The organism is Lewinella sp. 4G2 (assembly GCF_001625015.1).
In the GTDB taxonomy this organism is placed as follows: domain Bacteria; phylum Bacteroidota; class Bacteroidia; order Chitinophagales; family Saprospiraceae; genus Neolewinella.
This window is the reverse complement of the sequence record NZ_LVWJ02000014.1, coordinates 3,281,652-3,301,009: the sequence shown is the minus strand read 5'-3', so window position 1 is coordinate 3,301,009 and position 19,358 is coordinate 3,281,652. Positions and strand designations below refer to the sequence as shown.

The following is a 19,358-nucleotide window of genomic DNA, read 5'->3' as shown; positions in this document are numbered from 1 at the left end:
TTATTATTGAGCCGTGATAGCTAGGAAGTTGATTGAATAATTAAGTTTTTCGGACTGTTATAAATTATTGCCCGCCGCGAAATGCAGAAATTAACATAATTACTTAAAAAGGTCTGATAACAGGTATAATTACAGATAGTGTCTTAATAACCTTAGGGTTTACTCCTATTGTAAGATTATGTATGTTCATGTTTACACTATCTTTTGATTCACCTCTTGACATACAATATAAGGGGATTAGCTTTCTGACTATCATCAGCACCTGAACAAGAATAATAGATATTATGGATTATAATAACGGACCCTATTAGTTCATCCCTATTTAGTCTGTTTAGCCAACTCCGGAAAGAATTCCTATCACAGAATTCATAAGTTGTATTTAAATTGTGTCTACTCAATGTTAGATTAAAGCGTAAGATAGAGCATTTAGCATTGATATCATCACGGTCTACAGTCGCAGTGAGTCCTTGCCCCTGAATCAATCTTTGATACGAAATCGTATCTATATCTGAAGTACTCCTATGCTTTCCGTTTAAAGAAACTGTTGCCGATAACGGAGAGTTTTCAAAAAGTTCTTCAAAAAGAATTTTGTTTTGTTCATCTACAATCTCAATTTTAATGACGTCACTGAGGTTGTTTGTGAATCTGTAGTAGTCCCCGGAAGTATCTAATGTAACTTTGAGTTCTTTGAATCTATATCTTGATTCGTAAGTTATAGTATCCAAAGAAACGAAGTCCGCAGCATAAATTTTGGGTGAAATTTGCCCATATCGGTAGTTATCTCCTCCATACAATTTAAAGTAATTATACATACCCATAACTGGCTTACCTGTTGACATCCATTGTACATAGAAATCACTTTGTCCAATTAACATACAAGGAAACAAGGTCAATAGAATTACAATTACTCTCATAAGCTATAGCTTGAATGTGCTTTTAAAGTTCCCACCCAACTCTAGCAGTTAATAACGACGATCTACAAAGCCCAAGTATAGTCAGAATCCGTTAAATAGAAAGATGAACGGACGTCATCCAATGCCAATTGTTATTCTTTTCGCCCAACGTGACGATCAACGAACGTATTCTAAGTCATAGTATTTATTCGATTTCGCCCAACGAACGCAGCCCACGCAGGCCGCGTCCATGACTCCACTAAGATACTAAACCGGAACTGAAAGGCCACTGGGACGATAAGCGAGCATGGCCAAAACTCCGGAGCCTGCGGAGGACTTTTGGCCATCCGAGTGTTCGGACCAGTGGCCGGGCATTGGACATGATAGAGCCTTCGACCCGAAGTAACAGCGGCTTGACGTGGATTGCAGTGTTGGGCGGATTATATTAATTATTAACGAGTTGAGTTAATAAAGTCAAGTAGCGTCTTCCATATATCTTGAGGTGCTGTACAGAGTATAGAAGTTAGTGTTTATCTCTAAATAATATTCTTAATGTAATTGTCTAATTATTTTCCTAAATTCAGCATTAGATACCACATTTGGTTCCGGCATATTTAATCTAGATCTAAATTTCTTCATGGAATAAACACTAAACAAAACCTTGTCATCTTCTACAGTTTTGTAACTAATCACCGTCGATCCTAATGTAGATGGGTAATTTGACAAGTGGTATACTTCGCTTTTACTTTCATTAAACCTAATTACTATATTTTTCTTATCTACAAGTGCGATTACTCTCATTCCTTCTCTACAAACAACTGACATACTTCTTGGCTTTCTAATTTTGGCAAGCTTATCGATGTTGTACCAACCAAAATCTTGAATATTAAAATTATAGTAAGATAATTCATTGTTATCACAATTCCACACTGTGTCGTATGGGATAGGTATAGTATAAACTTGCTGTCTAGGTCGGTTTGTTCCTCCAAACAGTCCATCGACCCTGTTGTTTTTCTTTTGCCATACGCGATAGGAATTTTTATCAACTATAGAATCGTATGTCAACACGGTCATAATAAAAGAAGGACAGGTATCAAGAGAGATTTCACTTGTCATTTTAGTCCACTCGTCAGTTGATGAAATAGAGTACAATCCCATATCAAAATTGCCAGCACTAACTGGTGTTCTAATTTCAATTTTTCGATCCGATCTCAATTCAAGTTCTTGATCGCCTACATAAGCCGTAATGTATAACATGCCATTGGATATAAGGATCCCTCGATTGCTATTTGTCGATACTTGATTTACAACCGCGCCTAGATTATCAATAACTTCTCGTATGTGAATACTGTATTCATCTACAAGATTCATCGAAGTATCAGATGTTTCGATAGAGTTCCTCTCAATCTTCACTTGGGTACCATATTCCGTAATAATTATCGTATCAATATTATTTTTAATAGTAAATACTTGTGGTAGAACTATGGTCTGTGCGTAAAGCCCTATGCTTACAAAATGCAAAATTATAGATAGGATCACTTTATATATCATGATTAATTTGTTTCTATATAAACGCCTATCTACGAAATAAATTGTAGGTTCAGGTTGCTGTACATCAATGGCATTCTAATTTCAAATGTCCACAATTCTTGGACACAACATACCGTTGACCTAGATTAATCTTCAACAACTTCATCAACAAATGTCACTATTAGTTTTAGCTATATTCGACGACAACTAAAGTTCACAAAACCGAATATCCCGAGGTGTTTATGTATGGCGTCTCTTCGACTCACATGGATCAATTTACGTCATCGAGCGTTTTACTTTATTCTGTTACGCTCAACGACTGCAGCCCACGCAGGCCGCGTCCTTGACTCCACTAAGATACTAAACCGGAACTAAAAGGCCGCTGGGCCGATAAACGAGCATGGCCAAAACTCCGGAGCTTGCGGAGGACTTTTGGACATCCGAGTGTTCGGACCAGTGGCCGGGCATCCACCCCCTACCCTAATTGATTCGAAGTGGTAGCGGCTTGGCGTGGCTGCGATGTTGGGCGAGTAATATTATCATTTTCAAGATGATGAAACTAGCAAGTTTGATTTATTTACTTTAGCAATTTTGCATAGTATAGGGTGATTATAATATTGATTGTCCTAGGTTATTCTATGCAGAGTATTAGATTATCCAACATGCCTATAATTCTTTTACCTTCATTCAATTGTAACTTGGATTTCACGGAAACATTTAACCCCAACTCGCTGATTGAGCCGAATTTGAACTTAAGCAGAGCTGAACAAGATTCCCCAGGGCGTAACTCATCCCGGTCGATCAAATAGATTACGTACGAGTATTGCATCTTTGAACAATCAATTTGACAATGCGATGCGTATCCGGTTGAGATAGGTGTTCTTCTTCCAGCTTCTCGAACTAAGGATATTGTTCCTCTCAAGTCGCTGTTCTGAAAGTGCAGGGTGTTCTTATTCCAGTCCATAATTTAAAACAGTGTGAAATTTACTATTATTTTAAAGGTCTCCGTATTTAAAGTATTTTTTTCTTCGCTCAACCTGAGGCTTTGTGCCTTACCATGATTAGTAAGATGGCGTAGGTAGCCTTGTACTCATTATTCAATTACAAGTCTAATTTGATCTTTCCGGAGCGGCTTCTGAAAAAGTGAGGTAAAGAAGAGATTTGATCTACGGACTTCGACGCTATCAACATTATGAAGCTGAATCTGATGCATACCGTCTTCTTGTATTTTAGGTTTCAGCATGCGCTTCGCCTTCCTTCCATTCTTAATCCATTGAATTTTTAACATCGCTACAGTAGCTACTGCAATGTGTCTGGTTCTCATGTTTATAATATGGACCTCAAAGTTATTCAACTTCACTCTGTATCCGCCTAAGATCCATATAGTTACCATACCAGATTGCAACTCTACAATATCGTCGGATAACTCCAAATTCATCGTCATTTAGTCTTCTTTTTGTACTCAACACCAGCCTCTTCGAGTATCATCTACGGCATAATATTTAGTCTTTCTCGAGCAACGGTCTCGGCTATGCGTAGTGTGGGATAAAATGGACTTCACATTCATTTTAGCCGAGTGTTTGTTAATATTTATTTACATTTAATTTAGTACCAAAACCCGCATTACGTATAGCCAATGTTGGGCAATCGTGCTTTTTTTATTTTATTTCAAACGGATTTTTAAGCTTACCCAAACCTTTCAAGTTCTTACCCCTAATCCAAATATTCTCTGCGTCCTTGTCATTCAATAAGTTGTCGATTTTACTTTTTGTATATAAGTCTCCTAACCAAATTTCTTTTAGTCTTTTTAATCCATTAAGGGATTTATCAGCTGGTCTGCAATTGTAGCCTGCTATGGTTTCCATTGTCTTAGAAATTCTGATTGGTGCATAGGTGTCAAGGTTTTTTATCCCTTCCATTGATAAGTACTTTATTTTGGGCATACTCGGGATGAAGTCAAGGTTTTTGATTCCCTTTAAGTTGTCAAGTTTCAGAGCCCATAGCTGTGAACAGTCTTTAAGTATTGGATTGATAACTTCACTTTCGAAACCCCTAACTTGATGAACTTGAAGCTTTTGCAATTTCTCGATTTTTGATAATCCCGAGAAGTCCTTAAAGCTACCCAATGATAACCATAGGGTTTTAAGGTTATTCAGCTTTGTCAGAAAATCAAGATTGTCATTTTTGATTTCATTTAGACTTAAAAATTCAAGCCTTGGAAGCTTTGATATTGTTTCAATGTTCTTGGAAATTGAGGTATAAAAAGTCTCCAAGTTTTGCAGGGGTTCAAGGATTTCTAATGAAACCTTTGATTTTACATTCTTAGTTATTCCAAGTCTTTTTAAATTCCTAAGTCTGCTTACTTCTTTTAAGTCATTCGTTTCCCACAAATCAATTTGAAGATTTTCAATTTCAATCAGACTGTCCCAATCAATTAATTCTTCGGAATAGTCTCCGTAGAACCGAAGTCCTATTTCAGGTCGCTTTTTAATAGCCGAAATTACTCGGTCGAGTTGTCCGTTTTTTGGTGCTTGTTTGAATTGAAAACGATAAATTCTATTTAGGTTTTCGCTTTTTTCAATTTCGTTGAAGTCCACTGATTTCCCGTGACCATCAATTAAGAAATTTGGTTTGTCTCCAATGTCGCAGAGTATACGCATCACGAAGAGGTTTGGGACAAATGCACGGAAGTGCCTCCTACTGTCCTGAAGTTTAAAGTCAGTAGGCTACGTAATTCTTCCTTATACAATTTTATCCCACCCAGAAATGAAACGATGGCCGATTTAAATTCACTAGACTTCTCGTAATAAGTTGAGTTCAATATCTTAACCCGCATAAAGTGCCACAGGCGCTCGATTAGGTTCAGGTTAGGCGAATAGGTTGGTAGATAAACGAAGTCGATCCTAATAAAATCTGTGAAGTTGTTTGCAACATGTATGTCTTCGCTACATTCACAATCAATCCAATTTACAGAAGGTATAGTAGATTTACGATAGTCCAGCGTTATCCACCAATGTCCATCACCTGATAGCAAAACCTGTTTTTCAGGTAAGCCCCATTCTTCAATCATGTAGGTTGAGTACAAAATATTTGAAGAATTTCCCGGCCCGTGGTATAAATCAATACCAAACAGTTCGTAGAGAGGAATATGATTTTTCGACCATGAAGTCTCAATAGTCATAGGATAGGCAAACCCCTTTGTGTATCCTCCATTTTGGACCTTAAGTAGATCTATAAATAATTCAGGAAGATCTACACCTAGTTCTTGTTCAGCCATTTTGATTGACTTGTTAGTCAATCTTGAGTTGCTTGTGCTATTGCTATCCCAAAACTGATAAAGATTGAAATCCATTATATCCTGTAAAGTTAATTCAGATAACAGTTGTTGTTCCTTTCTCGCCCAACATGACTATGAACGAACGTATTCTAAGTCATAGTATTTATTTTGTTGAGTAGCCCCGGGGCACTTCCCCCCGAGGCTCTCGCAGAACCGGACTTGATAGTCTCCCATCATCCGGCTCTTCGCGTACCGAAGCTAAATATAGGTAAATCCCCACTGCCAATGAGCGAACAACTCCGGCCGCCTGGTGGCAGTAGTCCGCAGCCATTTTCTCACTCGGTGGATTGATTTGCCTACTTTCCTATACTTCCGGCTAGCCCATTTGCATAACCGGTCATTAACCGCCATCATCACACTTTCCATCCCGTGCGGGTTGAACCGGCCATAGTAGTTGAGTATTCCTCGTAAGATCGGGTTCAGCACCTCAGCTATCTTTTCCAGTGTCGTCGTGTTCCACAGGTGGAACTTCATCGCTCGGAACTCAGCGGTCTTTAGTTTCTTCTTCTTAGGACTCATCGCCCCATCAAAAGAAGTGAACAGTTTCCCGCTTTGGGTTCTCTTTGAGCAAGGCTTGAACCGATAGCCTAAGAAGTCGAAGCTAATATTCTCGTGGGAGGAAGCATTGTTACTCCTCTTACAAAATACTATCCTCGTTTTCTCGTGATGCAACCTCAGACCACACGCTCGGAAGCGTTCCTCGACCAGTCTCTTGACCATCTCCGCTCTTGTCCGGGAGTGGCAAAAGATAATGGCATCATCGGCATAGCGTACCAACTTTTCCTCCGGTCGATTAATCGCCATCCATTTGTCCAGCGTATAGTGCAGGAACAAGTTGGATAGCAGCGGACTCACTACCCCACCCTGAGGAGTACCAACTCCTTGCGGATAGTGTAATTGTCCTTCCTCATCTTGGTGTGGTGCCTCCAGCCAGCGATCGATAAGGTCCCGTGTCTGTTTGTCGGTGATGTGCCGGTCTAATGCTTTGCGCAACAGGTCGTGCGGCATCTCATCAAAGAACTTGGACACGTCCAGATCCACAACCCAACTCGTTTGCCGTACGCCCAACCGAACCACTTGGAGCGCATCATGCTGGCTCCGCCCTGGACGATACCCGTACGAACAATCCATAAATTCGGCTTCCAGTATGTACTCGATGCGGTCCTTTATAACTTGTTGAACTATTCGATCTCCAACCGTCGGGATGCCCAGATAGCGAGTCTGTCCATTCCCTTTCGGTATTCCTTTTCGTCTTACGGCAGCCGGATGATAGCTACCCGAGGTTACTCGATTCCACAGAGTATACAGGTTACCGGTCAGATCGAGGGCAAAGTCTGCCAACGTCACACCGTCAACTCCTGGTCCTCCTGCGTTTCGCCTTACTTTTTGATAAGCATCCAGAAAGTGTTTTGGGGTTAACTTAGATAGTCCTCGTGTCCGGTGCCAGTTGATCTTCCTATGTCGGACCTTGCGACCCGACGGCGTTGTCATACTTTTACCAGACTGTACACGTCCAGCCCTTCGCTCCAATGCCATTACAGCATCTTCATCACTACTACGACTGAATCCGCCACCAGCAGCTGACTTCGATATTCGACCTTGCCGATGTTCTACCGACTTGTGCCTTCCTCTTAACATTCAACTCTGGCTTCCTCTGTTCCGTGAATAAGCCTGAATAGAGATCATGCCTTCTATACACCGTCCACCGTACGCTAGTAAACAGGTAACCCGCAATACTTTAATCCTTCGGCAGCAACAGACCGACAGTTGTGATGGAGTTTGGTTCTCTCGACGCTTCTTCAAAGGTTCACTTTCGTTCATCTTCTCTATTCTCACATGATCCGATCTTGTCGGACCTTCTCCCACGACGTTCAGCACCTATCAATTGCTATCAAAGCACCTCGGGGTAGTTTACTGGCTATTCCTGTAAATCGCCAGTGATGGGCCATACCATCATCTTACTCACAGCATTGGTTCTTGAAATTATTTGATTGAATCAATAGTTGGTAGTTCCATTCAGAGCACACGTTACGCCCAACGATTGCAGCCCACGCAGGCCGCGTCCTCGACTCCACTAAGATACTCAATCGGAACTGAAAGGCCACTGGGCCGATAAGCGAGCATGGCCAAAACTCCGGAGCCTGCGGAGGACTTTTGGACATCCGAGTGTTCGGACCAGTGGCCGGGCTTTGGACGTAGTAAAGCCATCGACTCGAAGTGACAGCGGCTTGACGTGGATTGCAGTGTTGGGCGGATATTATAGTGGAGTCTTAAACTTGAAAGTGACTAACTCGTTTGGGTAGGTTGCATTTTCAAACGCAAAATCAAAGTATAGATCGGCGGAAACAGTGTAGTACTTTTTACCTCTCTTAATATAAAGCCTCTGTAAGTCAACCGGATTATGAACATTTTGGATATAAATTGATGATGATATAGGCTCTCCAATAAAACTATAGCCATTTCCTACAAATAGATTCTTTTTCATCTCGTCGTGAACAGATGTAACGAACTCCATCGTGGTCTCAATTATTGTACCTTCAAAAAGGAATGGCTTTAGCACAATACTTAATATTAGATCTGAATTTTGAGAGTTATTGTTTTCTTCATGGATTGTAAGCAATGCACTTTCGATCTTCAACTTTCTCGCGGAAAAGTTTTCACTTAATTCCAATGCACTTTGCATCTTTATGCTCATTTCTGATTCATCATATAAATCCGCAACTGATTTTCCATCTTCGAATTGATCAAAAATTTCCTTGATGTAATCCGTAGTAGGAGTTGCTTTGGCTTTCCACAGTGTAAACAATGCGTTATAATTAATAGCACCAAAGGTTGCCCTTTCCGCTAAGGACATTCCGTACTCATCTATATTATTGACATCTAAGCCTTGTTTGATTAGTTGTTCTAATTGTCCATCGTCATTTTTTCTTTGAACAACTTCTTGTGCTTGGTAAAACAACTGATCACTATTTTCCATATCATTAATAATCTTTAATTTTATTCCTTTTGCGTCCAAAACGACGATGAACGAACGTATTCTAAGTCATAGTATTAATTCGATTTCGCCCAACGAACGCAGCCCACGCAGGCCGCGTCCTTAACTCCACTAAGTTAATCAATCGGAACTAAAAGGCCACTGGGCCGATAAGCGAGCATGGCCAAAACTCCGGAGCTTGCGGAGGACTTTTGGACATCCGAGTGTTCGGACCGGTGGCCGGGCAACTACCCTACTACTTTGCTCGACTTAAAGTGACAGCGGCTTGGCGTGGCTGCAGTGTTGGGCGAATTTTATTTTTTGATTTCGAAAGGCAAATTCCGAGAATCAAAGTCTTTCAATTTGATGACTGTGTCATGCACTATCGCTTCAAAATCAAGCGTCCTTATTTCTATTTCTCCAAAATTATCTCCTCTTGTTACATGATCGTGACCATTCAAATCGTCTTCTCTTACAGTCCACTTACTTATGACGTCCCATTCTTCATTGAAGTAAGAGAATAAATACATAGTCGCCAAATTTGAATAATCTGGTTGGTAAAACACTATTACTAGTTCGTCGCCTTTTCTGTCATCAACATTTCCTACATTGCATGAATAAGAAACACCTGAAATAAATGATCTATTTAAGATGTTTAGTGAATTGACATTACTGTTGTCACTTGAGATAGATAATGTGGGTGTGTTTTCGGCAGCCCACTTTTGTATTCCATAATAGTCAACGGCGTTGTTGCATGAATCGGGCCTGATTCCCCTCATAAACGGCTAGTATAAATTTGGGCTGGAGCCCATATCTTTGGTTTACGACAACTAAATCAATAGATTTCCAGCCCATGTCAAAGATAAAGAAGGACGAGCGATTTGAAGTAAAAGATAAGCAGGATTACCGGGTAGTCAACTGGGCGGAGTACAACAAAGCCCTGGAAAATCGTGGTAACATCACGTTTATTATTGACGAGTCGGTCACCCAAAATTGGTATAGTGACTCGCCAGCCCAGAGAGGTGCTCAAGAAACTTATAGTGATACCTGTATCGAGGCCATTATGATGATCAAGACTATTTTTCGGTTACCCTATCGACAGTCTCGTGGTTTTACCGTGGGTCTGCTTCAACTCATGGACCTAGCGCACCTGAAAGTACCAAGTTTTACACAGGTTAACCGCCGTTTTCGCACTCTCAACATTAGTCCTTTTGCGATTCCAGCTAGCGGCCCGATCACGATTGCGATAGACTCGACGGGAGTCAAGGTTTACGGTGAAGGCGAGTGGAAATGCCGCAAGCACGGATGGAGCAAGCGTCGTACCTGGCGTAAACTTCATTTGGGTGTTGATCCTTGCACTGGCTTTATTCATTGCCATATCACGACGACTAACTCCGAGAGCGATGAATCTCAGGTAAATGATCTTCTCGATCAGGTCGAAGCCGAAATCGATGAGGTCTACCTTGATGGTGCTTATGATGCACAGAGTTGCTACGATGGTTTATTGGAGCGAGATATTTGGCCTGTCATTCCACCTCAGAGAGGCGCGGTGAAATGGTATTGGGAGGAACCGGGTGATGCCGATGACTATCCTCGCAATCAATTTATTAAACGCATAGAAGAAGTCGGAAGGGCAGAATGGAAAAAAGAAGCCGATTACCACCAACGAAGTTTATCTGAGACGGCGATGTACCGTTATAAAACCATCTTTGGTCCAACCCACTACTCTCGATCACTTGAAACTCAAACGCAGGAAAACAAAATTAAAATCAAAGCACTCAATCATATGACAGCCCATGGCATGCCGATTTCTCAACTAAAAAATGCTTAATTAAATATTTTATGAGCGCAAGCTTTGTCTTAAATCTTCATGCAACAACGCCATAGTCAACTCCTCTAGAAATTATTACTGTAGTGTCTTTCTTAGGAGCATCCAGAAACATCTCTACAAGCAATGATTCGCTAATTCCATCGCCGTCGTAATCTCCACTTGGCAGTGTATTGATTTCGTTTGACATGAATAGAGAAATGTAACTCTTGCTAATACACTTTTCATCGGATTTAGAGTATGACTTCTCAAATTTTCTTGTCGTCATATTAATTGTGTCCACCTTTAATCCATCTCGAATCTTATTAATATTAAATGAATGAGTTTCTAAAGCGTTATATGTTCCGTTATGAATTAACCTAGTTGCTGCAAAGTGTCCGTCTAAATCTAAATAATCAAAATTTACTTCTTTGAAACTACTAAAGAACTTCCGGTTTAGATTACTAATCCGTATTTCATTTCCTACCAAATTATAGAGAGCATGAATATCTAAGTTTGTAGTTGGTATGACTACTTCACCATTAAGCAATAGAAAATAATTCGAATTAATTTCACCTGACCAGTGCTCAAAAATATTCTGATAAAATTGAATTGAATTTCTTCTAACTAATACTGTTGATAGATACTCTCCTTGACCTCGACCGCTTTCATTTGACTCAAAATATTCGGCTATACTTTCATTTACGATAAGTAATACACTGTCAGGTATTAGTATGCTATTTGATTTAGAACAATTTAAATCAGCCAAAGAGTATGGAAAATTTGCCTCAATAAAATTTAACTGCTGACCAAACCCAGCAGAATCAATTGACCTATTAGGATTGGTTTCTATTTTTGTTTCTTGCAAATCATCAATTTGCACTAAATTAGTCGATTCTCCTTTCTCACCTTTTCCATTACATTTCAATAATGAAGTGATCAATATGGCTAGAAGAACGATCTTTCTCAAAGTACAATTTTTAAAAATTTGGTGACTGATTTGATAGCGAGATTTTTGCATGTTTCGCCCAACGATTGCAGCCCACGCAGGCCGCGTCATTAACTCCACTAAGATAGTCAATCGGAACTAAAAGGCCACTGGGCCGATAAGCGAGCATGGCCAAAACTCCGGAGCTTGCGGAGGACTTTTGGCCATCCGAGTGTTCGGACCAGTGGCCAGGCATGAACCCTCCTACACTACTAGACTCGAAGTGACAGCGGCTTGACGTGGATTGCAGTGTTGGGCGGATTAATTTTTCTTTCACTACTACCCTTTGACTTAATAAAAACTAACTGAGTATTTTGTAACCTTAATTGTAATTTCTATTGGGGCAAAGCAGTTTGTACCTCAACTACTAAATTTATTGACAGAGTAAAGTCTCATTTGTCAATTAAAAGGCTGATCCAATCTTCTCCCCACAAATCTATTTCGTACCCAAAGCCGTAAATTTTTTCGTTCTCAAACATATAATAATGTTCATATAGTTCTAGTCGAAGACCATTTCTTATTCCTAGGTCATATACCTCAAATCCATCTCCATCTATTTCCAAAATGGATTTAAAATTCTCAATAACGAATGCTGTATCCGCTTTAATGAACCAGTACTTCGATAAGCTTTGAATAGTAAAATAGTTAGTACTGTTTAATTTTGGCGACAAGTCGTGTAAGATAGATTTTATATGTGTCCAATCATCTACATAGTATCTAGCACTGAACTTCTGGACGTAGCCTAAAGCTCTTAATCGAGGATGAATCTCTTCAACATCTTCTAATTGTACTATTTCAAATTTAGAATTTGCGCCATAGATACTCTCAAGCTTCTTTAGATATTTAGGTGCCTCTAGCCTAAACTGATTCTTTCTCTTTAATAAAGCAAGCCTTTTCTTTTCATCTAAGTTCATAATGAGTTAATATTTTCTTTTCTACGCTTAGTCTTGAATCACGAGGAGCATTTAATGTCAGTCCCATTGACTTTAAAATTTTATCAGGAAGATTACAATAAAACGTAATTTTCTAAAGCTACGAATTTATTGTACTCGGCAATATTGCTACCAGTAAAGGAAACAAACGTATTCTAATTCATATTATTTATTTCTTTCGCACCCAAAACGACGATGAACGAACGTATTCTAAGTCATAATATTTATTCTTTTACGCCCAACGATTGCAGCCCACGCAGGCCGCGTCCTTGACTCCACTAAGATACTCAATCGGAACTGAAAGGCCACTGCGCCGATAAGCGAGCATGGCCAAAACTCCGGAGCCTGCGGAGGACTTTTGGCCATCCGAGTGTTCGGAACAGTGGCCGGGCATCAACCCTCCTACCCTGCTGGACTCGAAGTGACAGCGGCTTGACGTGGATTGCAGTGTTGGGCGGATTTTATAATTTTAATTTCGTCATGAAATTTAATCTGTACTTGACTTCACTTGGTGTAGCTCCATATACTTCTGTCACGATGTCGCGAACATCTTTATCTAGTTTTCCCATATCATCAACATAATCATACTGGTACAATTTGATTCCTTCAATGTAATGGACATCAAAAGTTGATAATCGACTAAAGTTTAAAATCTTGTATTCTGTTATTGTATCAGTTGTATCGATGGGAATATCAATTCCTATTCCAATAATCTTTGATGAAGGTTTTTCTAGCCCAGAAGAGTCGATCAACTGAAATATAATCTCATCATTAAGTAGGGCATGCACGTATGAAATTCCTTGATTATCTAGAAGAAACTCTACCGCTTCTTTAATATCGTAGGTGTACAGATCTCTTGTATCTTCATCTTCTAGATTGTGATAAAAGGAAGAAAATAGACTTTTGATTTCTTTTGTTATTAAACCATTCGATTGCCATCTATACAGGTCAGATGATTCTTGATCAGTAAAAAATAAGAATTCATCTTTTTCTTCATCATAACCAATTTTGAAATTTGTGTTGGCCTTAATGTGAAATAGATCATCTTTATACAATAATCGCCCTTCAATAGAATTTTTATTTTTTATAGCCTCATTCCAACTATCATAACTGATAACACACCAGTTATCTAATTCTAATTCATCACCTAATTCCGGTGTGTACAGCGGAATTATTCCATTGATATATACTCTTTCCTTATTCACTATGTGAATTGAAGAGTGGGGGTTATCAATAACATTCTCTTTATTTTGAAGAATATCGGTTGGTGAACCTTGAGTAATTCAACCTGTCAAATAAGCATGCTCCCTTCCGCAACCATCACATGTATAATCATACTTTTTCATAATCAAGATTTGAAATTCGCTACCTGAAACAAGGTAAGTTGCGAACTTTTCATTGTCACTTTGAATCGCCGGATACGATAATCAGTGAACAGCATCTATTCCTTTTTATTTGTTCCTTTACGCCCAACGTGACGATGATCGAACGTATTCTAAGTCATAATAATTATTCTATTACGCCCAACGGATGCAGCAACGCAGGCCACGCTCCTGAGAAAGCTAAGATAGAAATTCAAAACTTAACGCTCTGAGTTCCCTACCCTAGCACATCAAATCTTTAAGCGTGGCTTGTCGGTGCTGCTGTGTTAGCTGCATTTTTTATTTCGCTCGTTTGAATGAGGTTCAATAGATATTTCAAACTAAATGCTGATAAGCTAATCGGTATAAGTTTTATCAGACTCAAATTTGTAATTATCTGAGTAGAATAACTTTGAATAATTAGTATTTACTCTTCCATCTTGGTGAATTTCAAATACTTCGATTACACCCCCGTCAAGTATATTGAACGAAATCAGATTATTATGATTATAAATTCCTGTGTTGTTAAACCAATTTATATGAAACGGCCTATCTTTTTCGAACAACAAATTTGACACCACCATTTTATTTTTATTAAATAACCAACCATATTTAGATTTAGATTGAGATGTATTAAACTGACCTGAGTAGATCTTAATGAAATTATCACTAGAATACCAAATAGGTGTTTGTGAGAGTATAGAGCTAGAAATTATTTCTAAAAAAACAATTTCATCAATTTTTGATTCAGAATATTGATTTGCTCTAAATCCATCTTTTAAAATATCTCCGATCTGAAATTTTAAAACTTCATCATCCGTATCGATTACTAAAATTAATATTTCATTTATTCTTTTCATTGAATAATTAGCTAGTTCCACGTAAATATCTAAGCCTTTACTGTATTGTATTAAACATTGAAAATGATAAAATGTGATTTTGTATTCTATTCCACTACTTGCTTTGAAGATGTAATTTTTATTTAAGATGTCGCTAAAGGATTCATTTTTGTAATCTATATTAGGAATCTTATGATAAATAAATTTAAGTGAACTATCTCCCGAAATATCGAATGTTTCATCAAAAAGTTTATTGATTTTTAATTCAAAAGTGTCAGTTGCATTTGTTACTTGAATTTCTTCATCACTAAAATATTTTAGTCCAAATTTATTCTGACTTTTCATAAAAAAGCATCCATAATCAATTAAGTGAGAAAAAATTATTGAATCATCCTTAATTGAAATCAAGTTGTTATTATTATTTACAATTTGTTTGTTTGATATATTATCGTAATCGATAACATTTATTCCTATATAGTTATCAGCACGATCTATACATCCAGTAAGTAACAATGAACATATTATAAAGTTAAAATACTTCGTCATGATGAAATATTAGATTAGAGTTCATCATCGCTAATAATAAATTCCTCTAGTTTATTTAAAGCTTTCATTATACGATCTTTTTTACTTTTTTTATGAATTCCTTTGGGTAATCTTTCTTGCCAGCTGTGCCAATGATGTTCTAATCCATTATTATATTTTCGCGTTGATGGAAATATTTCAAGTGACAAATAATCTTTCATCATTTTTACCTGATCTATGTCAACAAACTGAAAAGTTTCCCCAACTACTTTTACAAAGTATATAAATGAAATTTTTCTAGACTCGCAGATTTCACTTCCGCCTAACTCGTATGATGACATAAAGTCTTTATGATTCTTAAAATCAAATTTCTCTTTCCATATTTGTGCCATAAGAATCTTGTTATTCAAATACAACTATCAAATTTGAATGAATTTATATGCTGCGGTTTTTTTTTGCAGCTAACGAACGCAGCCACGCAGGCCGCGTCATTAACTCCACTAAGATAGTCCATCGGAACTGAAAGGCCACTGGACCGCTAAGCGAGCATGGCCAAAACTCCGGAGCTTGCGGAGGACTTTTGGACATCCGAGTGTGCGGACCGGTGGCCGAGCTTAGGACGTAATAAAGTCTTCGACCCGAAGTGACAGCGGCTTGACGTGGATTGCAGTGTTGGGCGAATAATTGTTTTAATTTCGCCTGTTAGTATAATACTGGGACATTTCAATTATGTCAAAATTGGACAGCCAGTCTTTCTTTTTTATAAATTGTCCGTTTGAGTCTTTATACATGTAAAGTGCATTAGAGCTCGGATCAATTAGCATGGTATCTTTTAGAAATCCTTTATCATACGGTTGAATATCGAATATGATTAGTGAGTCACTTAGATGGTATTTTCCATTGATTGTTTCAGTATAACCAAACATACCATTAATTTCTGTAGTCACTCCACCATCCGTTCTAAATACGAGAGTGTACGAATATAAGTCATCAACCATTATAGCTTTTATTATTACAGCTGATTTAAATAGCTCTGAGTTATAAATAGTCGTCGTAAGAAGTAGAACAGCAAAAGAAACATGGAAAACTTTACTAAGAACCATAATTTTACCTTTGCCATTTAACACTCTATAGATTATAAAGACTAAAGTCGAAATGTAGATACAAAACATAATTAAAATCAGAAGTCCATATTCAAATAAATATATGAATGCTCCGCCTTCAAAACTTTTGTAGTACCATAAGAACATTGAAACTACTGAAACAACTGAGAAAAAATCAATCCATTTATGCAGTACCGTATGATTGTGTTTCATGCTAATTACTCTTATTCTTTATATTCAATCCTAAATACCAAGTGATTTAACTTTTAGCTCCACTCGACGGCTCATTGTTCCTATTCATTAGTACTGGCTTCCCATGTGTAAACTTATCATCTTTATTAGATTGCTAAGAGATTTGTCCACATCCTTTAATTCTTATTATTCGATTACGCCCAACGATTGCAGCCCACGCAGGCCGCGTCCTTAACTCCACTAAGATACTAAACTGGAACTAAAAGGCCACTGGGCCGATAAGCGAGCATGGCCAAAACTCCGGAGCTTGCGGAGGACTTTTGGCCATCCGAGTGTTCGGACTAGTGGCCGGGCTTGCACCCTTCTACCCTGCTTGACTCGAAGTAACAGCGGCTTGACGTGGATTGCAGTGTTGGGCGGATTATTTTATTTTTAAGTAGCCGTAATGGCTGTGAAGTTCTGTGCATTTTATTTATAGGATATTCAAATCTGAAAATTATATCTAAAGTTTGAATGTATAATAATAGCTTTTATTTAAGTCAAAATAACATTACTTGATTATATATTTATCAATTGGAACTAACATTTTCAAATATGCCTTTTTTATATCGCAGATACATTCATTTATAATTTCAAAATCAACTAAAACAGAAAATTTAGGGTAATTACTGTTGTATTTCATCACTTGAAATAAATTTTCTTGTGTCAAGCCTTCAAGAACTACAACATCTATATTATATAGATTTTGCACACGTTTTTTACAGAGCCAATTAAAGTTCTCTTCACTTATAATATTATGATTTGTATTTTCACTTAAGTTAGCTAAATTAATTCTTAAGCCATATTCCTTCAATTTATCCTTTATATCGGTATGATATGATTCTTCTAGTGATGCAAAATCTAATTTTGTTTTTAAATATTTAATTATCTCTTCCGTTACATCTATGACAGAGTCTAAATCATAGTAAAGTAGGTTATCAATATTTATCACATCACCATATTCATTTTTTACACATAAATCAATTAAGTTAACTAAACTCTCCATATGAGTTTCGTTTATTTTATAAAAATTACATTCTAAAAAATCTGATATTGTGTTTATATCATTAAATACTTGATCTATAAATTGTTTCTCTTTTTCAAGTCCTTCTGGAGTAAAACATTGTGGATTTTTGCTATATCTTTTTTGTAGTATATGAATTTTCTTTTGACCAGTGACTATAAGAAATTTAGCATACTCGTACTGTAAGGAATCCAAGTAAACACTTGAAATCTGTTCTACAATAGCGTTCTTACTATAGACATTTAAAGCATTGTTGCTAAATAATGGAATTGCTACAAAAAAAAGACTTAATGTAATAGCGTACTTAATGAAAAAGTGCATGTAATATTTTTTTGCACAAAAAACTGCATAAAACTGGATGAATGGACGTCTGCGTCAATTTTAACACAAGAATTAATGTTCTGATAACAAATAACTATTGCGATGACCATACCATTCATCTTAGATAAAACTTCAATAATTATGTGGTCGCTACTCTTATTACGATTGCGAGACTCTACTAATCGAAAACCTAAGATTTGATTTGTGCCTTTTATGTTACACACAACGCTTGCAACCCTGCAGCCGCGCAGCGGTTGGCGGGTTTGCATTGTTGGGCGCGCCTGTATCAAAATCACCTGGATTCTATTCACGATATAATGCCGCTTAACAATAGCTACGGTTAAACATGTGTGCCTTTTTTCAGAAAGGTCGTCACGATTCAAATCAAAGGTATAACCATATTTATTCATTTAATTTCTTCGACCGATTGCCTTTTGCACTTTATTGGCATATTCAACATTAGATAAGTACTTATACTCTCCTGTAGTTTTATCTAACAACCTAACAGTATATCCATAATTTTTTACCAGAGTGTTCGCCAATATAATTCCTGACACATTCCAGAAACATTGAATATGATCTTCCGAAATTTTATTGGTCGAAGAACTAACATAACCTCCGTCAATGAATATCTCAATTAAATCGTCCTCATACTTACTGCCAATAAATATTCTTTCCCGATTAAGGTTAGGCACATCCAAACCTATATTGTACATGTATTTAAGTTCTTTATGAAATTCGTCAGTCAACTCATCCATATTAGGAATTTCGTGATACTTGACTTCCGAATATAAACCGTGTGGCCAATCTATATTCACTTTGAAATGACTATGAGGTAACGAACAGGGAAAGCCTCGATCAACCGCTAGTGCCAATTTTTCTTTTTCCGAAAAAACTAAACGTGCAATTTGGCCACCATCAATGTTACTAAAAGCATACATGTACGTTCGTTTGTGATTTTCAACTATACTCTCAAGAACTGGCATTATGTAATCTAAGTCTACCCAATCGGTACGTGACGATGTCCTGAATTCGTATTGTTTATCAGATATTTTGATAGTATAGTAGTAGAATCTTTCGGTCGTGTTATGACCTGATTTAATTGTATCGAACTTGAAGTCTCCTAATTCTAGCATATCAATTACTAGTTGACTCAAATTTTCTATATTATAAATGCATTCTACGTCAAATTCCAGAATGTCTATGTCAAACTCTGAAGCGAGAGATGTTTCGAGTTCGGTCAGTCTGGCTTCATATGCTTCAAATCTAGGATTCATTTGGCTACTATAGGATTTTGGTTGATGACATGCGCCTGAGAATAGCAGCACTAGAAGTAGGTAGAATCTGTACATACAGCACTAATAAAAACTACAGGATTTTGACTTCATGTTGCGCCCAACGAACGCAGCCCACGCAGGCCGCGTCCTTGACTCCACTAAGATACTAAATCGGAACTAAAAGGCCACTGGGCCGATAAGCGAGCATGGCCAAAA

The 19,358-nt window shown here is 37.8% G+C and carries 16 protein-coding genes; 1 reads left to right on the top strand and 15 read right to left on the bottom strand.

Annotated elements, in window-relative coordinates; genetic code table 11:
* Positions 1-209 precede the first annotated feature (209 nt).
* The 7 genes from A3850_RS13715 to A3850_RS20230 form a co-directional block, all read right to left on the bottom strand.
* A complete protein-coding gene (locus A3850_RS13715) occupies positions 210-914 on the bottom strand; it encodes a hypothetical protein (protein WP_068217511.1) in 705 nt (234 codons plus the stop codon).
* A gap of 528 nt (positions 915-1,442) precedes the next feature.
* Complete coding sequence (locus tag A3850_RS13710) at positions 1,443-2,444, bottom strand: hypothetical protein (protein WP_068217506.1); 1,002 nt, start codon at positions 2,442-2,444, stop codon at positions 1,443-1,445.
* Between the two features lie 1,637 nt (positions 2,445-4,081).
* The gene (locus tag A3850_RS13700) at positions 4,082-5,083 is read right to left on the bottom strand and encodes a hypothetical protein (protein ID WP_068217499.1); all 1,002 of its coding nucleotides are present in this window, start codon (positions 5,081-5,083) and stop codon (positions 4,082-4,084) included.
* A complete protein-coding gene (locus tag A3850_RS13695; protein ID WP_197494058.1) occupies positions 5,083-5,700 on the bottom strand; it encodes an SMI1/KNR4 family protein in 618 nt (205 codons plus the stop codon). The genes A3850_RS13700 and A3850_RS13695 overlap by 1 nt, the downstream gene beginning before the upstream one ends.
* A 258-nt stretch (positions 5,701-5,958) precedes the next feature.
* A complete protein-coding gene (gene ltrA / locus A3850_RS13690) occupies positions 5,959-7,251 on the bottom strand; it encodes a group II intron reverse transcriptase/maturase (RefSeq protein WP_068217493.1) in 1,293 nt (430 codons plus the stop codon).
* Between the two features lie 766 nt (positions 7,252-8,017).
* A complete protein-coding gene (locus A3850_RS13685) occupies positions 8,018-8,776 on the bottom strand; it encodes a hypothetical protein (protein ID WP_068217489.1) in 759 nt (252 codons plus the stop codon).
* A gap of 272 nt (positions 8,777-9,048) precedes the next feature.
* On the bottom strand, positions 9,049-9,513 hold the full coding sequence (locus A3850_RS20230) for a hypothetical protein (protein ID WP_157501185.1): 465 nt from the start codon (positions 9,511-9,513) through the stop codon (positions 9,049-9,051).
* A 74-nt stretch (positions 9,514-9,587) separates the two neighbouring features.
* Here A3850_RS20230 and A3850_RS13675 point away from each other — a divergent pair, with 74 nt between their 5' ends.
* Complete coding sequence (locus tag A3850_RS13675) at positions 9,588-10,565, top strand: IS5 family transposase (RefSeq protein WP_082921635.1); 978 nt, start codon at positions 9,588-9,590, stop codon at positions 10,563-10,565.
* Positions 10,566-10,602: 37 nt separating this feature from the next.
* Here A3850_RS13675 and A3850_RS13670 read toward each other — a convergent pair whose 3' ends face one another.
* From A3850_RS13670 to A3850_RS13635, 8 genes are all read right to left on the bottom strand, one after another.
* Complete coding sequence (locus tag A3850_RS13670) at positions 10,603-11,562, bottom strand: hypothetical protein (protein ID WP_157501182.1); 960 nt, start codon at positions 11,560-11,562, stop codon at positions 10,603-10,605.
* 359 nt (positions 11,563-11,921) lie between these two features.
* Entirely contained in the window at positions 11,922-12,443 is a 522-nt protein-coding gene (locus A3850_RS13665) for a hypothetical protein (protein WP_068217480.1), read from the bottom strand.
* Positions 12,444-12,922: 479 nt separating this feature from the next.
* Positions 12,923-13,666: a hypothetical protein gene (locus tag A3850_RS13660; protein WP_068217477.1), complete on the bottom strand. Its 744-nt coding sequence runs from the start codon at positions 13,664-13,666 to the stop codon at positions 12,923-12,925.
* A gap of 512 nt (positions 13,667-14,178) precedes the next feature.
* The gene (locus A3850_RS13655) at positions 14,179-15,207 is read right to left on the bottom strand and encodes a hypothetical protein (RefSeq protein ID WP_068217474.1); all 1,029 of its coding nucleotides are present in this window, start codon (positions 15,205-15,207) and stop codon (positions 14,179-14,181) included.
* A 14-nt stretch (positions 15,208-15,221) separates the two neighbouring features.
* Positions 15,222-15,578: a hypothetical protein gene (locus A3850_RS13650; RefSeq protein ID WP_068217471.1), complete on the bottom strand. Its 357-nt coding sequence runs from the start codon at positions 15,576-15,578 to the stop codon at positions 15,222-15,224.
* A 297-nt stretch (positions 15,579-15,875) separates the two neighbouring features.
* A complete protein-coding gene (locus A3850_RS13645; RefSeq protein WP_157501179.1) occupies positions 15,876-16,502 on the bottom strand; it encodes a hypothetical protein in 627 nt (208 codons plus the stop codon).
* A gap of 529 nt (positions 16,503-17,031) precedes the next feature.
* Entirely contained in the window at positions 17,032-17,865 is an 834-nt protein-coding gene (locus A3850_RS13640) for a hypothetical protein (RefSeq protein ID WP_068217464.1), read from the bottom strand.
* A 410-nt stretch (positions 17,866-18,275) separates the two neighbouring features.
* Complete coding sequence (locus tag A3850_RS13635) at positions 18,276-19,193, bottom strand: hypothetical protein (protein ID WP_157501176.1); 918 nt, start codon at positions 19,191-19,193, stop codon at positions 18,276-18,278.
* Between the last annotated feature and the right edge of the window lie 165 nt (positions 19,194-19,358).

Excerpts from the sequence above, each read along its gene's own strand:
- A3850_RS13715 (WP_068217511.1), bottom strand. The coding sequence starts at position 914 with ATGAGAGTAATTGTAATTCTATTGACCTTGTTTCCTTGTATGTTAATT.
- A3850_RS13655 (WP_068217474.1), bottom strand. The coding sequence starts at position 15,207 with ATGACGAAGTATTTTAACTTTATAATATGTTCATTGTTACTTACTGGA.
- A3850_RS13700 (WP_068217499.1), bottom strand. The coding sequence starts at position 5,083 with ATGCGTATACTCTGCGACATTGGAGACAAACCAAATTTCTTAATTGAT.
- A3850_RS13675 (WP_082921635.1), top strand. The coding sequence starts at position 9,588 with ATGTCAAAGATAAAGAAGGACGAGCGATTTGAAGTAAAAGATAAGCAG.
- A3850_RS13640 (WP_068217464.1), bottom strand. The coding sequence starts at position 17,865 with ATGCACTTTTTCATTAAGTACGCTATTACATTAAGTCTTTTTTTTGTA.
- A3850_RS13710 (WP_068217506.1), bottom strand. The coding sequence starts at position 2,444 with ATGATATATAAAGTGATCCTATCTATAATTTTGCATTTTGTAAGCATA.
- A3850_RS20230 (WP_157501185.1), bottom strand. The coding sequence starts at position 9,513 with ATGAGGGGAATCAGGCCCGATTCATGCAACAACGCCGTTGACTATTAT.
- A3850_RS13650 (WP_068217471.1), bottom strand. The coding sequence starts at position 15,578 with ATGGCACAAATATGGAAAGAGAAATTTGATTTTAAGAATCATAAAGAC.
- A3850_RS13645 (WP_157501179.1), bottom strand. The coding sequence starts at position 16,502 with ATGAAACACAATCATACGGTACTGCATAAATGGATTGATTTTTTCTCA.
- A3850_RS13665 (WP_068217480.1), bottom strand. The coding sequence starts at position 12,443 with ATGAACTTAGATGAAAAGAAAAGGCTTGCTTTATTAAAGAGAAAGAAT.
- A3850_RS13670 (WP_157501182.1), bottom strand. The coding sequence starts at position 11,562 with ATGCAAAAATCTCGCTATCAAATCAGTCACCAAATTTTTAAAAATTGT.
- ltrA (WP_068217493.1), bottom strand. The coding sequence starts at position 7,251 with ATGACAACGCCGTCGGGTCGCAAGGTCCGACATAGGAAGATCAACTGG.
- A3850_RS13695 (WP_197494058.1), bottom strand. The coding sequence starts at position 5,700 with ATGGCTGAACAAGAACTAGGTGTAGATCTTCCTGAATTATTTATAGAT.